Source organism: Pacificitalea manganoxidans (assembly GCF_002504165.1).
GTDB classification, from domain to species: Bacteria; Pseudomonadota; Alphaproteobacteria; order Rhodobacterales; family Rhodobacteraceae; genus Pacificitalea; species Pacificitalea manganoxidans.
Map to the genome: position 1 here is coordinate 888768 of NZ_CP021404.1, position 16696 is coordinate 905463.

General features: G+C 66.7%; 13 protein-coding genes. 10 read left to right on the plus strand and 3 right to left on the minus strand.

Annotation, left to right across the window (positions count from 1 at the left end; all coding sequences use genetic code 11):
* Positions 1-48 precede the first annotated feature (48 nt).
* From CBW24_RS04120 to CBW24_RS04145, 6 genes are read left to right on the plus strand one after another with little or no spacing between them, the layout of a single operon-like run.
* A complete protein-coding gene (locus CBW24_RS04120) occupies positions 49-2925 on the plus strand; it encodes a monovalent cation/H+ antiporter subunit A (protein WP_097372764.1) in 2877 nt (958 codons plus the stop codon).
* Positions 2925-3377 carry a Na+/H+ antiporter subunit C gene (locus CBW24_RS04125; RefSeq protein ID WP_097372765.1) on the plus strand — a complete coding sequence of 151 codons (453 nt, stop codon included), beginning with the start codon at positions 2925-2927 and terminating at the stop codon, positions 3375-3377. The genes CBW24_RS04120 and CBW24_RS04125 overlap by 1 nt, the downstream gene beginning before the upstream one ends.
* Entirely contained in the window at positions 3374-4948 is a 1575-nt protein-coding gene (locus tag CBW24_RS04130; protein ID WP_097372766.1) for a monovalent cation/H+ antiporter subunit D, read from the plus strand. Before CBW24_RS04125 ends, CBW24_RS04130 begins: the two co-directional genes overlap by 4 nt.
* The gene (locus CBW24_RS04135; RefSeq protein WP_088663294.1) at positions 4948-5439 is read left to right on the plus strand and encodes a Na+/H+ antiporter subunit E; all 492 of its coding nucleotides are present in this window, start codon (positions 4948-4950) and stop codon (positions 5437-5439) included. Before CBW24_RS04130 ends, CBW24_RS04135 begins: the two co-directional genes overlap by 1 nt.
* Positions 5439-5708: a K+/H+ antiporter subunit F gene (locus CBW24_RS04140; protein WP_088663467.1), complete on the plus strand. Its 270-nt coding sequence runs from the start codon at positions 5439-5441 to the stop codon at positions 5706-5708. The genes CBW24_RS04135 and CBW24_RS04140 overlap by 1 nt, the downstream gene beginning before the upstream one ends.
* 12 nt (positions 5709-5720) lie before the next feature.
* Positions 5721-6125: a Na+/H+ antiporter subunit G gene (locus tag CBW24_RS04145; RefSeq protein ID WP_088663293.1), complete on the plus strand. Its 405-nt coding sequence runs from the start codon at positions 5721-5723 to the stop codon at positions 6123-6125.
* A 131-nt stretch (positions 6126-6256) separates the two neighbouring features.
* Here CBW24_RS04145 and CBW24_RS04150 read toward each other — a convergent pair whose 3' ends face one another.
* Both CBW24_RS04150 and CBW24_RS04155 read right to left on the minus strand, forming a co-directional pair.
* A complete protein-coding gene (locus tag CBW24_RS04150) occupies positions 6257-7312 on the minus strand; it encodes an AI-2E family transporter (protein ID WP_157773048.1) in 1056 nt (351 codons plus the stop codon).
* Positions 7313-7511: 199 nt separating this feature from the next.
* Positions 7512-8243, minus strand: a complete 732-nt coding sequence (locus tag CBW24_RS04155) for a MarR family winged helix-turn-helix transcriptional regulator (RefSeq protein WP_157773050.1) — start codon at positions 8241-8243, stop codon at positions 7512-7514.
* Between the two features lie 180 nt (positions 8244-8423).
* Between CBW24_RS04155 and CBW24_RS04160 the strand changes: the two genes are divergently transcribed.
* From CBW24_RS04160 to CBW24_RS04170, 3 genes are all read left to right on the plus strand, one after another.
* Positions 8424-10109, plus strand: a complete 1686-nt coding sequence (locus CBW24_RS04160; RefSeq protein WP_232530102.1) for an MDR family MFS transporter — start codon at positions 8424-8426, stop codon at positions 10107-10109.
* Positions 10110-10359: 250 nt separating this feature from the next.
* A complete protein-coding gene (gene amaB / locus CBW24_RS04165) occupies positions 10360-11859 on the plus strand; it encodes an L-piperidine-6-carboxylate dehydrogenase (RefSeq protein WP_088663290.1) in 1500 nt (499 codons plus the stop codon).
* Positions 11859-13157, plus strand: a complete 1299-nt coding sequence (locus CBW24_RS04170; protein WP_097372767.1) for an NAD(P)/FAD-dependent oxidoreductase — start codon at positions 11859-11861, stop codon at positions 13155-13157. The genes amaB and CBW24_RS04170 overlap by 1 nt, the downstream gene beginning before the upstream one ends.
* 69 nt (positions 13158-13226) lie before the next feature.
* Here CBW24_RS04170 and CBW24_RS04175 read toward each other — a convergent pair whose 3' ends face one another.
* Positions 13227-14798, minus strand: a complete 1572-nt coding sequence (locus CBW24_RS04175) for an MORN repeat-containing protein (RefSeq protein ID WP_097372768.1) — start codon at positions 14796-14798, stop codon at positions 13227-13229.
* Positions 14799-15013: 215 nt separating this feature from the next.
* On the opposite strand from CBW24_RS04175, the gene CBW24_RS04180 reads away from it, so the two are divergent.
* A complete protein-coding gene (locus CBW24_RS04180) occupies positions 15014-16693 on the plus strand; it encodes an NAD+ synthase (protein WP_097372769.1) in 1680 nt (559 codons plus the stop codon).
* The last annotated feature ends 3 nt before the right edge of the window (positions 16694-16696 follow it).

Genomic DNA, 16696 nt, shown 5'->3' on the forward strand with positions numbered 1-16696 from the left:
CGCAGAATAATCCCCTTGCGGAACGACGTCGGAAGAGAGCTGATCCAAGTGCCCCTTTATCTGATCGCCGCGCTGCCATTCCTCGGCGCCCTGTTGCCGGGTCTGATGATCCGTGCTGGACGCAATGCCTGTGCCTGGGCCACCGCCTCGGCCACAATCGCGGCGCTGGTGGGGCTATTGGTCCACGCCCCCGCCGTCATGCGCGGAGAGGTCATCCGCACGCAGCTGAACTGGCTGCCGCAGATCGGGCTCAACGCCGATTTCATGCTGGACGGTCTGGGCCTGCTGTTTGCGCTGATGATCCTCGGGATTGGGCTGCTCATCATCCTTTATGCGCGGTTCTACCTGTCGCGGCAGGATCCGATGGGCCAGTTCTACACCTATCTGCTGCTGTTCCAAGGCGCGATGGTGGGCATCGTCCTGTCCGACAACATCCTGCTTTTGCTGATTTTCTGGGAGCTGACCTCGCTGTCCTCCTTCCTGCTGATCGGCTATTGGAAGCACCTGCCCGAAGGCCGCCAAGGCGCGCGCATGGCGCTGACGGTGACCGGCTCCGGCGGGTTGGCGATGATCGCGGGGATGCTGATCCTCGGCAATATCGCGGGCAGCTACGATCTGTCCGACATCCTGCAAAGCCGCGATGCCATTCAGGCTTCGCCCTACTACCTGCCCGCGCTGGCGCTGATCCTGATCGGGGCGTTCACGAAATCGGCGCAGTTCCCGTTCCATTTCTGGCTGCCGCACGCGATGGCCGCGCCGACGCCTGTGTCGGCCTATCTGCACTCCGCCACGATGGTGAAAGCCGGGCTGTTCTTGATGGCGCGGCTGTGGCCGGTTCTGGCGGGCACGCCGGAATGGTTCTACCTCGTCACCAGCTTTGGCCTTATCACGATGGTGCTGGGCGCGGTGATCGCGCTGTTCAAGGACGATCTGAAGGCGCTGCTGGCGTTTTCCACCGTCAGCCATCTGGGCCTGATCACCATGCTGCTGGGCTTCGGCACGCCGATCGCGGCGGTGGCAGCGGTGTTCCACATCATCAACCACGCGACGTTCAAGGCCGCGCTCTTCATGACCGCCGGGATCGTCGATCACGAGGCCCATACCCGCGATATCAAGCGTCTGGGCGGGTTGCGCCGTCTGATGCCCGTGACCTTCCTCATCGCTGTGGTCGCGGGGCTGTCGATGGCGGGTATCCCGCTGTTCAATGGCTTCCTGTCGAAGGAAATGATGCTGGAGGAGGCGTCGCACACCTATTGGGCGGGCTCGCCTTGGGTCGTGCCGGTTCTGGCGACGCTGGGCGCGGTGTTCTCGGTGGCCTATTCGTTCCGCTACATCGTGCACACGTTCCTTGGGCCGCAGCGCGACGATTACCCGTCCAAGCCGCATGATCCCGGCACCGGCATGTGGCTGGCGCCTGCGTTCCTTGCGCTTCTCGTCGTCGTGATCGGTGTTGCGCCGTTTGTGGTGGAGCCGCTGGTCAAGGTCGTGGCCGGTGCCGTGATCGGGGAGGCAGGCACGCTGCCCGATTTCCATCTCAAGCTCTGGCACGGTGTCACGCCCGCGCTGTTCATGTCCGCCATCGCGGTCGCCGGGGGTGCCATCGCGCTGGCCCTGCATCGTCCGCTGAACCGCGGCTGGCTGGCCATGCCCCGCCCCGAGGCAAAGCCCGCCTTCGATCTGGCGGTGCTGAAATGTGCGCAGGCCGCGCGCTGGGTGACGGATGGGCTGCATGACGGCTCGCTGACCCGCTACGCGTGGATCGGCGGCGCGGCGGTCATGGCGGCAGGCGCGGCGGCGTGGTTCGGCGGCGATGCCGGCACTGCGACGCGCACCGGGCTGCCTGCAACGCCCGTGGCCGTGACCGGCTGGGCGCTGCTGATGGTTGCCACCGGCTGCATCATCGCTTTCCACCGCAACCGCCTGCTGGCGCTCGTGCTGATGGGGGTGATCGGGCTCGTGGTGTCGATCTCGTTCGCCTATCTCTCGGCCCCCGATCTGGCGCTGACCCAGATTTCGGTCGAGGTGGTGACCATCATCCTGATGCTGCTGGCGCTGAACTTCCTGCCCAATCGCACCCCGGTCGAAAGCACGATGAGCCGCCGCGTCCGTGACGGTCTGGTCGCCGCCGTGGGCGGTGTCGCCATCGCCGGGCTGACCTACGCGATTCTGATGCGCGATTTCGCCATGACCTCGATCGCCGGGTATTTCCTCGAAAACTCCTACAAGGGCGGCGGCGGCACCAATGTCGTCAACGTGATCCTCGTCGATTTCCGGGGCTTTGATACGTTTGGCGAGATCACGGTGCTGGGCATTGCTGCACTGGTGATCTTTGCGCTGACCGAAAGCGTGCTCGACGGGCGCGGCGGTCGTTGGCTGGCCAATTGGGTGCCCGATCAGCGCCGCGCGGGCGACCGCCATCCGCTGATGATGGTGGTGGCGACGCGGGTGATGATGCCGATCGCGCTGATGGTCGGGGTCTATATCTTCCTCCGCGGCCATAACGAGCCGGGCGGCGGCTTCATCGCCGGTCTGGTCGTCGCCATCGCGCTGGTCATGCAATACATGGCGTCGGGCTATGCCTGGGCCACGGCGCGGCGGCGCTATCCCTATCATGTCATCATCGCGCTGGGGATCATCGTCGCGGCGATCACCGGGGCGGGGGCGTGGCTGGCGGGCAAGCCGTTCCTGACCTCCGCCTTCGGCTATTTCCGCATTCCGCCGCTGGAGGAATTCGAACTGGCCACCGCCATGGGCTTCGATCTGGGCGTGTTCCTCGCCGTCGTCGGCGCGGTGATGCTGGCGCTCGAAAGCCTGTCGCGTCTGGCGCGTCGCTCGGGCGCTGCGGTCAACCCGCATCCGATGGACATCAACCCCGAACGCGACCTTGCCGCCGCAACCGGCACCACCCCCGAGGAGGCACGCTGATGGAGCTTCTGATTGCCAGCGCCGTCGGCTTTCTCGCCGCGGCGGGGATCTATCTGGTCATGCGCCAGCGCACATTTCCCGTCATCCTCGGGGTGTCGCTGCTGTCCTATTCGGTCAACGTGTTCCTGTTCGCCTCGGGCCGTCTGGTCATCAACCAGCCGCCGCTGCTGAGCGACAGCGCCACCGCCTATACCGATCCGCTGCCGCAGGCGCTGGTGCTGACGGCCATCGTGATTTCCTTCGGGATGACGGCCGTCGTGGTGATGATGGCGCTCGGCGCGTTCCTGTCCTCGAAGAACGACCATATCGACATGACCCCAGAAGACGGGCGCGACAGCCCGCCAGAGCCGAAATCCCGCCCCGACGCCCCCGCGTTGGATGACCCCGGCGCAAGCGAGGGCGCAGACCCCACCGCACCCGGCGCGGTGCCCAGCCCGGAGGGCGCGCGCTGATGCATTGGATCATTCTGCCGATTATTCTTCCCGCCGTGCTGGGCGCGGTAACGGTGCTGGCCCTGCGCCATCACCTTGTCCTGCAGCGGGTGTTTTCGACCGCGGGCACGCTGGCGCTGCTGGCGATCACGCTGGGGCTGCTGTGGCAGGCCAGCAGCGGTGACATCACGGTCTATCGCCTTGGCGATTGGGATGCGCCCTTTGGGATCGTGCTGGTGCTCGACCGGCTGTCGGCGCTGATGCTGGCGCTGACGGCGGTGCTGGCGCTTGGCGTGCAGCTTTACGCCATCGGGTCGGGCTGGGACGGGCGCGGCTGGCATTTCCACGCGCTGTTCCAGTTTCAGTTGATGGGCATTTGCGGCGCGTTCCTGACCGGCGATGCCTTTAACCTGTTCGTGTTCTTCGAGATCCTGCTGATCGCTTCCTACGGTCTGATGATCCACGGCGGCGGGCGGCGGCGTATCCGCGCGGGCGTGCAATATGTCGTCTATAACCTGCTGGGATCGACGCTGTTTCTGTTCGCGCTGGGGACCATCTACGCCGTTACCGGCACGCTCAACATGGCCGATCTGGCCGAGCGAGTGGCGCAGCTTCCGGCTGAGGATACCTCGCTTCTGCGGGTCGGCGCGGCGCTGATGCTGCTGGTCTTTGCGATCAAGGGCGCGGTGCTGCCGCTGCATTTCTGGCTGCCCGAAACCTATGCCAAGGCTCCGGCCCCCGTTGCGGCCCTGTTCGCGATCATGACCAAGGTCGGCGCCTATGCGATCCTGCGGCTCTATACGCTGGTCTTCGGGCCGGAGGTTGAGATCACTGCCGATATCGCGGGCACATGGCTGATGCCTGCCGCGCTGGTGACGCTGGCTGCGGGCATGATCGGTATTCTGGGCGCCAACCGGCTGGGTCGGTTGGCGGCGTTTGCCTCCATCGGCTCGATGGGCACGTTGATGATCGCCATTGCGCCCTTCACCCCCGAAGCGACGGCTGCCGCGCTTTACTACATGATCCATTCGGTGCTGGGCAGCGCGCTGCTGTTCCTTGTCGTAGATCTGGTGCGCGAGCGTCGCGGCACCGACGAAGATCTTGTCACCCGCGCCCGGCCCATCGCGCAAGCGGGGCTGATTTCGGCGCTGTTCTTTGCTGCGGCGATCACGATGGCCGGGATGCCGCCGCTGTCGGGCTTTCTGGGCAAGATCCTTGTGATGGATGCCGTGCGCGGCGAAGCGGCCTGGCCGTGGATTTGGGCTGTGATCCTCGTGACCTCGCTCATCGCCATCGTGGGCTTTGGCCGTGCGGGGACGACCGTGTTCTGGAAAACCGATGATGAGCCGCGTGATGAGGCGCCCGATACCGCGCGCACCATCGCCGCGCCGATCGGCCTGCCGGCGACCGTCTGCTTTGGCTTCCTTGGGGCGATTGCGCTGGTCACGGCGCTGTCGGGGCCGCTTACCGTCTATCTGCAGGGCACGGCGGATCAGCTTTACGCGCCCGAGCTTTACATCACCGCGGTCGATCCGCAGCCGGCGGTCATCTATGATCCCGCCTCGGGCACCGGCAAGGGAGGCGATCACTGATGCTGCGCCGTCTGTTTCCCCATCCGTGGCTGACCGTGCTGCTGGCACTGGTCTGGTTGATGCTGGTCAATGGCTTTGCCGCCGGGTCTGTGGTGTTTGGCCTCATCCTTGGCACCGTGATCCCGTGGCTGACCGCGCCCTACTGGCCGAACCGCGCGGGCATGCGCAATCCGATGGCGATCTTGGGGTATATCGGGATCGTGCTCTATGACATCGTGATGGCCAATATCACGGTGGCAAAGATCATCCTCTTCAAGAGCAACGCGCAGATGCATCCGGCATGGGTCACCATCCCGCTCGATCTGCGCTCGCCCGAGGCGATCACCGTGCTGGCGGGCACCATCACCATGACCCCCGGCACCGTCACCGCCGAGATGTCCGCCGATGGCCGCGCGTTGCTGGTGCATTGCCTTGACGCGCCGGACACCGATGCCATCCGGGACGAGATCAAGACCCGTTACGAGGCCCGGCTGAAGGAGATTTTCGAATGATCCTGACCTATGCGCTCTATTTCGCGACGGCCTGCTATTCATTGGCGTTCCTGCTGACCATGTGGCGGGTGATCTTTGCCCACGGCGTCACCGACCGGGTGCTGGCGCTTGATACGATGGTGGTCAATGCCATCGCGTTGCTGGTGCTCTACGGGATCATCGAGGGCACGGCGGTCTATTTCGAGGCGTCGATGATCATCGCGATGACCGGGTTCGTCTCCACCGTGGCCTATGCGCGCTTCATGCTGCGCGGCGACATTATCGAGTGAGGAGATAGGACCATGGAGAGCAAGTTGATCCTTGAGATCCTGATTGCCATCTGCCTCGTTATCGGGGCGCTGTTCGGGCTCGTCGGCTCATGGGGGCTGGTGAAGCTGCCCGATACCATGACCCGCCTCCATGCCCCGACCAAAGCGACGACGCTGGGTGTCGGCGGCGTGCTGATCGCGTCGATGATCTATTTCTGGGGCTTTGAGGGGCATGCCAGCTTCCATGAGCTGATGATCACGATCTTCCTGTTCCTGACGGCGCCGATCACCGCGAACTTCATTGCCAAGGCCTATATCCACCGCCATGTCACCCCGCCCGAACTGCCGGCGACGGGGACGGACGCGAACTGGGCCGGGTTCGATCTGGATGAGGAACCGGACCTGACCCCCGACGACAAGATCAAGCGCCTGCTCTGACCGCTGGCGCCGGGGCAGGGCCACGACTTGGCCTGACCTTGGCCCGAGCGCTGCCATCGGCGGTGCCGCGCACATCCCGATCCGATCTAGAAGGTGACCGCCCCCAACCGCCCCAGTGACGGGGCGACGGGTCAGACCCGGCCGTTATTCGACAGCAGGATCGCGACCGGGCGGGTGAACTCCATCGTGCTCAGCACCGACAGCAGGATCACGGTCAGCGGAATCGCCAGCACCGCGCCGGAGAACCCCCAGAGCGCATACCACCCGGCCAGCGAGATCAGCACCACCAGCGGGCTTAGATTGACCCGCTGCCCGATCATCCGTGGTTCGACGAACGACCCGACGATGACCTGCAGGATGGTCAGAACCACCAGCGTCGTCGCCGCCACCCGGATCGAGCCGCTCTGCGCCAGTGCCATCACCACCGGGAACGACACGGCGGCAAAGCTGCCCAGATAGGGAATGTAGTTCAGCACCCCGATCACGATGGCCCAGAACCCGGCAAGCTCGATCCCCAGAACGACCAGTGCGGCATAGGAAATGATGCCAAGGATCAGGTTCACCACCGTTTTGATCGCCAGAAACCCGCCGATCCGCTGGTTGATATCGCCGGTGACGCGCAGCGCCTGCTCCACATCACGGCTGTCGCCGAGGGCGGTGTGCAGCTTGCCCACGAAATTCGCGTATTCGGCCAGCACGAACGCCGTATAGAGGAAAATCAGGAGCACCAGCCCGCCGAGGCTGCCCAAGGCACCCAGAAACGACCGCGCGATGGCTTGGGGGTTGAATTGCGACAGCAGCGCGCGGCTCAGCCCGCCGTCCCAATACTGGTCCAGCCCGAACCGCGCATCCACCCGGTCCAGCAGCAGCGAAATGTTGACCTGATAGTCGGGCAAGCGCCCGATCAGCGCCTCGACATTGATGCGGACCTGCACGACCAGCACCGCCACCGCGATCAGGAACGCGGCCAGCACGACGACATGGCGCGACCATAGCGGCGTGCGCCCGATGATCGGCAAGCGCCCCAGCCAGTCCACCACCTGCACCAGAACGAACGCGGCCACCACCGCATAGGCCAGCGGCACCAGCACTTCCTGGCCCAGATAGATCATCCATGTGATCAGGAAGAACAGGCTGATCGCAAGGAACGCGGTCAGCAGGTGTTTCAGGTGGGTGTCTCTGTCCACGGTCGGTATCGGTCCGGCTGCCATGCGTTCTGGGGCTCGGGGCGATCAGATCCTCCGCCGCCCTTGTTTTGCGATAGTGTCAGGTCAGCCCCGCGGGCACAAACGGATTGCGGCCGGGGCAGGGGCCAAGGGCGCGTGCGGGGTGCGGGGCGCCGGGCACCGCCCGGCGTCTGTCCCATCTGCCCGCCCCGCACGGCACTTAGTCCAGCGCTGCGGGCTCGCGCACCGTAACGCCGACATCGCGCAGCCGACCGATCAGCTTGTCGGTTTCCAGCCCCAGCCATTCGGCGGAGCCGGGTGTGGCGCGCGGGCTGGCATCCGACCATGAACTGAACCGCGCCAATAGCGGCACGAACAAAGCCAGTTCCTCGGCGCTCCAGCCATTCAGGAAATCGCACAGCAGCAGGAACTTATAGGTGCGCACGGCCTCCACGATGGCGGTGCCGGTGTCGCTGAGCTTCAGCACCGCGCGGCGGGCATCGACCTGACTGACGTCGCGCTTGACGTAGCCTGCTTCGATTGCGGCGCTGACCATGCGGCTGGCACGACTGGGATCGATGCCCAGACGCTCCGCCACCGATCCGACGGTGGTCTCGGCTTGCTCGGAGCGGCCAAATTCATTCGACGGCGCCCAGATCGAGATCAGCACGTCGAGCATGGGCATTTCGATGGCAAGACCCAGCTCCGCGATGGCCCGGCGACCCAGTTCCCGTTTGTCCACCTTGCGCCGCCATGCCTGCAGGATGGCGTCGAGTTCAAGCGCGGCATCGGCGATATCGGCGGCGATGCCGGCGCGGGCGAGCTTGTCATTCAGCAATGTGCGATCACGCGAGGGGATGGCGGTGGTCCTTTCCGTCGAGGCCGCCCCGGCGGGACGGTCATGGCAATCCGCCGCGCAGCGCGCGCGCCGGGGGATGGTTTCACTTGACATATATATGCTCACGGCACATATATCGGTCAATTCCAGAATATGCTGTTGATGCGCCGCCGGGAAGGCCCCGCCGCGCATCTTGCCCGTGTCCGAGGTCTCATGTCACAAAAATCCGCAACTTCCGGGCGTGATGCCGCGATGCAGGCCCCGCGCCCGCCCGCCCCAGCCGAAGTCAACCACGTGGCCCCCGTGCCCCCCGCCCCGAAAGCGCCGTCTGGCCGTGGCGCGGATCTCGCCACCGTCACCCCGCGGGCCGAGCAATCGGCGATGGTGGTGCTGTCGGCTGCCGCCGCCGTGCTGCTGCTGGCCTCGCTCGGGCAGACCATCGTCACCACCGCTATGCCGGTGATCGCCGCCGATCTGGGCGGGCTCGACCATATCACATGGATCATCACCGCCTATCTGCTGGCCTCGACCATCAGCGCGCCGATCTTTGGCAAGCTGGGCGACCTGTTCGGGCGCAAGATCGTGATGCAGGGCGGTATTCTCGTCTTTCTCACCGGGTCCGTGCTGGGCGGGATCGCGCCCGACATGACCACGCTGGTGATCGCGCGCGGCGTGCAGGGTCTGGGCGGCGGCGGGCTGATCGTGGCCGCGATGGCCGTGGTGGCCGATGTCGTGCCCGCCCGCGACCGGGGCAAGGCGCAAGGCCTGATGGGCGGCGTTTTCGGTGTCTCGACCGTGGTTGGGCCGCTGCTGGGCGGGTTCCTTGTCGATCAATTCAGCTGGCACACGATCTTTTTCGTCAACCTGCCCGTGGGCGCGGCGGCGATGACCGTTCTGGGGGTCGCGCTAAGCCGCAAGCCCCGCGATCCCGGTGCAGCCCGGCCCAGCGTCGATTATCTGGGCGCGGCGCTTCTCGCGACGGTGCTGGGGACGATCGTGCTGATCGCCAATCTCGGCGGCTCGACGCTGGCATGGGGCGATCCCGCACTACTGGGTCTGTTCGCGCTGCTTGCCGGGGCGCTGGTCAGCTTTGTGCTGGTCGAGCGCCGCGCGCCGGAGCCGATCTTGCCGATGGACCTGTTCCGCAACAACGCCTTTCTGACCGTCAACACCACCGGCCTGCTGGTCGGCACCGCGATGTTCGGGGCGATCGCCTTCGTGCCGCTTTATCTGCAAATGGTGCGGGGCATCAGCCCGGCGCAGTCCGGCATGTTCCTTGTGCCGATGATGGGCGGGCTAATCCTGACCTCGATGGGCGCGGGGCGTCTGATGGCGCGGACCGGTCATTACAAATGGTATCCGGTGATTTCGACCGCGATCCTTGCCTGTGGCATGGCGCTGCTGTCGACACTGACGCCCACCACGCCGCTGGCGCTGGTCGTCGTCTATATGGTCACCGTCGGCATCGGGATCGGCCCGGTGATGAGCATCGGCGTCGTCGCGATCCAGAACGCGCTGCCGGTGCGGCTGCTGGGCGTCGGGACGGCCAGCGCCAATATGTTCCGGCTGATCGGCGGCGCGACGGGCACCTCGGCATTCGGGGCGATCTTTGGTTCCGCGCTGGCGATCAATCTGGGCGGGGATCTGGCCCGTGCGCTGGGTGCCGAGGATGGTGTGCGCAGCCTCTCGGCCGCGGCCATCGCCGCGCTGGAGCCCGCGCAGCAGACCTTGGTGCTTCAGGGCTTTGCGGATGCGCTGTCGCCGATTTTCCTGACCGGGGCCGGGCTTGCCGCGCTGGCCTGCCTCGCGTCGAGCCTGCTGCGGGAATTGCCGCTGGCGACGGAGCTACCGGGCCGCAGCGCGCCCGAGGCCAAACCCACGGCGGAGCCCGCAGTGACGCGGACCGCCCCGTCCCGCGCCTCGGCGCCACAGGGCGGGGGTGGCATGGCGCTGCCTGCGGCCTCCGCGCCGCATCGGTGATCCTGCCGCCGGAATTCGTGTCCCGACCTGATCTGCCGACCCGCAACGCGCCCCTGCCGCGTGGCGGGTTTATCGTGTCAGGGGGGCGGGGGGATCGGCAGCGCGCCGCGTCCGGCGTATCCGGGGCGGAGTTTCGGGTTGCGTCGCGCCGCGCGCCATGCCGATCTGGGCGGGACCGATCCCGCGCCGGGCAGGGCCATCTGCCGCCGCATGCGCGAGATCACCGCACTGACCAGAACGGAGCCCCGCCATGTCCTACCAACCGATCCTCGCCGCCAGCGGCTTTGCCTCGAATGAGACCACCGGCGGCACGTTGCGCGTGACCACCCCGGTCGATGGCTCCGAGATCGCAATGCTGCCCGAACATGACCGGGCCGCCGCCGATAAGGCGATCCTGCAGGCTCAGGAGGCCTTTCGCGTGTGGCGCGAGGTGCCCGCGCCGCGCCGGGGGGAATTGGTCCGCCTGCTGGGTGAGGAACTGCGCGCGGAGAAGGAAAGCCTCGGTCGGCTGGTGACGCTCGAATGCGGCAAGATCTACCAAGAGGGGCTGGGCGAGGTGCAGGAGATGATCGACATCTGCGACTTCGCGGTCGGTCTGTCGCGGCAGCTCTACGGGCTGACCATCGCGTCGGAGCGTCCGGGCCACGCGATGCGCGAGACATGGCACCCGATGGGGCCTTGCGCGATCATCACCGCGTTCAACTTCCCCGTCGCGCCGTGGGCGTGGAACGCGGCGCTGGCGCTGGTCTGCGGCAATCCGATCATCGCCAAGCCATCGGAGAAGGCACCGCTGTCGCTGCTTGCCGTGCAGAAGATCTGCGACCGCGCGCTGGAACGGTTCGGCGACGCGCCCGAGGGGCTAATCCAGACACTGGTCGGCGGGCGTGACTTGGGCGAGGCGCTGGCCGCGTCCGATCAGGTGCCAATCGTGTCGGCCACCGGTTCCGTACCCATGGGTAAGGTCGTGGCACAGGTGGTGGCCGGACGGCTGGGGCGCTCGATCCTTGAACTGGGCGGGAATAATGCAATGATCGTCGGGCCTTCGGCCGATCTGGACATGGCGCTGCGGGCGATTGTGTTTTCTGCCGTGGGCACGGCAGGGCAGCGCTGCACCTCGCTGCGGCGGCTGATCGTGCATGCGGATGTCTATGACGCGCTGGTGCCAAAGCTGGTGGAGGTCTATCGCGGGCTGCCCATCGGCGATCCGCTGGCCGAGGGCACGCTGGTCGGGCCGCTGATCGACACCGCCGCGCGGGATGCGATGGCGGCGGCGCTGACCCGCGCCACATCCGAAGGCGGCACGGTTCATGGTGGCGGCGCGGCGCTGACCGACAGCCACCCCGACGCGGCCTATGTCCACCCCGCTATCGTCGAGATGCCGGAGCAAAGCGATGTGGTGCACGAAGAAACCTTCGCGCCGATCCTGTATGTCATGCGCTATACCGAGATCGAGGACGCCATCGCAATGCAGAACGCGGTGCCGCAGGGGCTGAGTTCGTGCATCTTCTCCACCGATCTGCGCGAAACCGAACGGTTTCTGGCGGCGGGCGGCTCCGATTGCGGCATCGCCAACGTCAATATCGGGCCGTCGGGCGCGGAGATCGGCGGCGCGTTCGGCGGGGAGAAGGACACCGGCGGCGGGCGCGAAAGCGGCTCGGACGCGTGGAAAGGCTACATGCGCCGGCAGACCGCCACGGTGAACTGGTCGACCGCCTTGCCGCTGGCGCAAGGGATCAGGTTCGACATCTGATGCGCCCGGACGGGGGCGGGAGCGGCAGCGCGGCGGACCCGGAGGGCAGGCTCTGGGCCGATACCGCGCCATATTGGCCGCCCTGCGCCCCGTTGGAGCAGGACAGCACGGCGGATGTTCTGGTGATCGGCGCGGGCTATACCGGTCTGTCGGCGGCGCTGCATCTGGCGCAGTCGGGCGTGCGCGTCACGGTGCTGGAGGCACGGCGCGTCGGCCATGGCGGCTCGGGGCGCAATGTGGGGCTGGTCAATTCCGGGCTTTGGACCGCGCCGGACAGTCTGAACGACACGCTTGGCGCGGCACGGGGCGAGGCGCTGACCGCCGCGCTCGCCGCTGCGCCCGATCTGGTATTCGATCTGATCGCGCAGCACGGCATCGCCTGCGAGGCGCGCCGTGACGGCACCATGCATCTGGCCCATGCGGCCCGCGCGCTGCCCGCGCTGGACACCCGCGCCGCGCAGCTGGCCCGGCGGGGCACCCCGGTGGAGATACTGGACCGCGCGGAACTGGCCGCGCGGCTGGGCAGTGACCGCTATGCTGGGGCCTTGCGCGATCCGCGAGCCGGGACGGTGCAGCCGATGGGCTATGCGCGGGGGCTGGCGCGCGCGGCGCAGGCGGCGGGGGCCGTGATCCATGAGACCAGCCCCGCGCAGACGATCACGCATCAAGCCGGGCTGTGGCAGGCGCAGACCGACCGCGCCACCATCCGGGCCGCGCGGCTGATCCGCGCCACCAATGCCTATCCCACGGGGAGCGGGGCAGGGGCGCAGCCGGGCCATGCGCCGCTGCATTGGGTGCAGGCCGCCACCGCGCCGCTGCCGTCTGCGTGGCGCGCGCGGATATTGCCCGGCGGCGAAGGGTGTTGGGACACCGCGCTGGCCATGCATTCCCTGCGCAGCGATGCGGCGGGGCGGCTGATACTGGGCGGGGTGGGCAACCCGACCCGTCCGCCTTCGTCCGCGTTCTGCCGGGCGTGGATTCGCGCCTATGCCCGCAGGCTGTGGCCCGATCTGGACCTGCCGCCCATCACCCATCTGTGGGTCGGAAGGATCGCGCTGACCGGCGATCACCTGCCACGGGTGGAGGATCTGGGCGCGGGCGGCATTTCGATCCACGGCTATGGCGGTCGCGGGATCGGGCCGGGCACGGTGTTTGGCCGGGCCGCCGCGCGCTGGGCGCTGGGGCAGGCGGATGCGTTTCCGCTGCCCATCACCCCGCCGCGCGGGGCGGCGTTCGCAGGCTTGCGCGGCTGGGGCTATGACCTCGGCGCGGCGGCGATGCGGGTCATTGGTCGCTAGGCCGCGTCCGCGTCACGGTGCGCCAGCCATCCCCTGCCGCCAGAGGTCTGCGGCAGGAGGCACGGCAGCTTAGTTGCTGCTTTCGCCCTCTGCCGCAGCGTCGGCGTCGGTCTCGCCCTCGGCGTCAGGCTGGGCGTCCGTGTCGGGGCTGGCCTCGGTGGTGGCGCTGCTCAGAACACCGTTTTCCCAATCGCCGGTCGCAACCTCGCCCCCTGCATAGGTCATCGTGCCTTCACCCTGACGCTTCCCTTCGGCAAAGGTGCCTTGGTAGACATCGCCATTGGCATAGGTCGCGACGCCCTCGCCGTGGATTTCGCCATCCTTCCAGCCACCGGTATAGGTGAAGCCGTCGGGCATGATGATGGTGCCCTGACCTTCGCGTTCGCCATCGGCAAAGCCGCCCTCATAGACGGTGCCATCGGCATAGGTCGCTTTGCCCTGACCGGAGCGCATGCCGTTTTCCCACGCGCCTTCGTAAATATAGCCATCGGGGAAGGTCATCTTGCCCTGACCGTGGTTCTTGGCCTCTTTGAAGCCGCCCTCGTAGATCAGGCCGTTGGCGTAGCGGGCGATGCCTTCGCCCTCGATCACGCCAGCGACCCAGTCGCCGGCATAGGTGGAGCCATCGGGATAGGTGATGGTGCCTGCGCCATTAGCAAGGTCATCGGCAAACTCGCCCTCATAAACCGACCCGTCGGGATAGGTGACGCGGCCCTGGCCCTCGATCCGGCCCTCGACCCATGAGCCGGTATAGGCGTAGCCATCGGTGCCGGTGAAGCTGCCTTCGCCGTGGCGCTGGTCATCCTCGAAACTGCCGTCATAGACATCGCCATTGGCATAGGTGACCGTGCCCTTGCCCTGCCGACGCCCATCGACAAGCAGCCCTTCGTAGACATCGCCATTGGGCTGGGTCAGCGTGCCCAGACCGTTGATTTGGCCGTTTTTCCACGCGCCATCGTAGATCAGCCCGTCGGGCATGGTCAGCACGCCCTGACCGGAGCGTTCGCCCCGGCTCAGGTTGCCTTCGTAGATCGCGCCGTCGGGATAGGTGATGCGGCCCTTGCCCTCCTTCACGCCAGACACCCATTGGCCGGTATAGACATAGCCATTGGGGGAGCGCATCGTGCCCTCGCCGTCATGCAGCGCGTTGGTGAATCCGCCTTCGTAGCGCACGCCGTTGGCGTAGTTGGCGATGCCCTCGCCGGTCATTTCGCCCGCGACCCAATCGCCTTCATAGGTGCCGCCATCGGCAAAGGTGATCTTGCCGGTGCCGTCGGGTTTGCCCTTGGCGAACTGGCCCTCATAGACCGATCCGTCGGGGAAGCGCGCGGTGCCGGTGCCGAGGATTTCGCCTTCGACCCAGTCGCCGGTATATTCGTAGCCATTGGGCAGGGTGTAGGTGCCCTGACCGTGTTGCAGCCCGTTTTTGAAGGTGCCTTCATAGACGCCGCCATTATCGTATTGCTTGGTCTGCACCTCCGCGGTCTGGGCGTGAGCGGCGGGGCCCGGCAGCGCCAGTGCCAGCGCGACGGCCAGCGGCGCGGCGACCCGCAACGCGCGAAACGGGCCCGTGCCGGGGGCGGCGCAGTGCGGGGTATCGCCGGTCGGGCGGGGCTGGCAAACGGATCGGAACGGGGTCATGGCGGCTCGGTCTCTCCTCAATGCGCGGGGTCTTCTTCGGGGTCGTGCGGCCATGGGCCGACCACCTGCGCAGGCTCGCGCAGCTTATGGGAATGGCGGCAGGCGAACAAGTTGGGCCCACGGCTTTTTGAGCGCATCGGCTTTCCCCCGCCCGACAATCTGCTAAACCGTTCGCCGATCCCGCCGGGGCATCCTCCGGCGCCGAGGAGCTGTCCATGACCGACCGATTTCGCCTGACCCTCGCCCAGCTGAACGCGACCGTAGGGGCGCTTGACGACAACGCCGCGCGCGCCCGCGCCGCATGGGAGGAGGCCCGCGCCGCCGGGGCCGACCTCGTCGCGCTGCCGGAGATGTTCCTGACCGGCTATCAGACGCAGGATCTGGTCCGCAAACCCGCTTTCGTGGCCCATGCCGACCGGGTGCTGGAGGATCTGGCCCGCGCTTGTGCCGACGGTCCGGCCATGGGGATCGGCGCGCCGATCTTCGAGGATGGCAAGCTTTACAACGCCTATTTCGTTTTGCAGGACGGCAAGATCGCTGCGCAGGTCTACAAGCATCATCTGCCGCATGATGACGTGTTTGATGAATACCGGCTGTATACGCCGGGGCAGGTTTCGGGGCCCTACCGGCTGGGACCGCTGCGGATCGGCACGCCGATCTGCGAGGATGCGTGGCACGAGGACGTGGCCGAGACGCTGGCCGAAACGGGGGCGGAGATCCTGCTGGTGCCCAATGGCTCCCCCTATCACCGGCACAAGATGGGTCTGCGCCAGTCGCTGATGGTGTCGCGGGTGATCGAGACCGGGCTGCCGCTGGCCTATCTCAACATGGTCGGCGGGCAGGACGATCAGGTGTTCGACGGCGGCAGTTTCGTGCTCAATCCCGGTGGCGCGCTGGCCGTGCAGATGCCCATGCTGGAGGAGGCGGTGACCCATGTGGAATTCACCCGCACCGCCGATGGCTGGGTCGCGGAGGAGGGCGCGCGCGCGCCGATCCCCGATGCGTGGGAACAGGATTACCACGTCATGGTGCTGGCCTTGCGCGACTACATGCGCAAGACCGGGTTCAAACAGGTGCTGCTGGGCCTGTCGGGCGGTATCGACAGCGCGATCTGCGCCACCATCGCTGCCGATGCGATCGGGCCCGAGAACGTGCGCTGCGTGATGCTGCCGTCGGAATACACATCCGCCACCTCGCTTGAGGATGCGGCGGATGTAGCGCAGCGGCTGGGCTGCCGTCTGGACGAGGTGCCGATCACCGGCCCGCGCGCGGCGGTGACCGAGGCGCTGGCGCCGCTATTTGCGGGCACCACGCCCGACCTGACCGAAGAAAACATCCAGTCCCGCCTGCGCGGCGTGATCCTGATGGCGCTGTCGAACAAGTTTGGGGAAATGCTGCTGACCACCGGCAATAAATCCGAGGTCGCGGTGGGCTATGCCACGATCTACGGCGATATGAACGGCGGCTACAATCCGATCAAGGATCTCTACAAGATGCGGGTGTTCGAGACCTGCCGCTGGCGCAACGCCAATCACCGCGACTGGATGATGGGCCCGGGCGGGGAGGTGATCCCGCCGCGTGTCATCGACAAACCGCCCTCGGCTGAACTGCGCGAGGATCAGAAGGACGAGGATAGCCTGCCGCCCTATGAGGTGCTGGACCGGATCCTCGAATTGCTCGTCGATCAGGAGGCCAGCGTCGCCGAGGCCGTCGCCGAAGGGTTCGACGAGGCCACGGTGAAGAAGATCGAACACCTGATTTACATCAGCGAATACAAGCGCTTCCAGTCCGCGCCGGGGCCACGGCTGACCAACCGGGCGTTCTGGCTCGACCGGCGGTATCCGATCGTCAATCGCTGGCGCGATCCCGGCGTCTGGCCCGATGTGGACCGCTGAGCC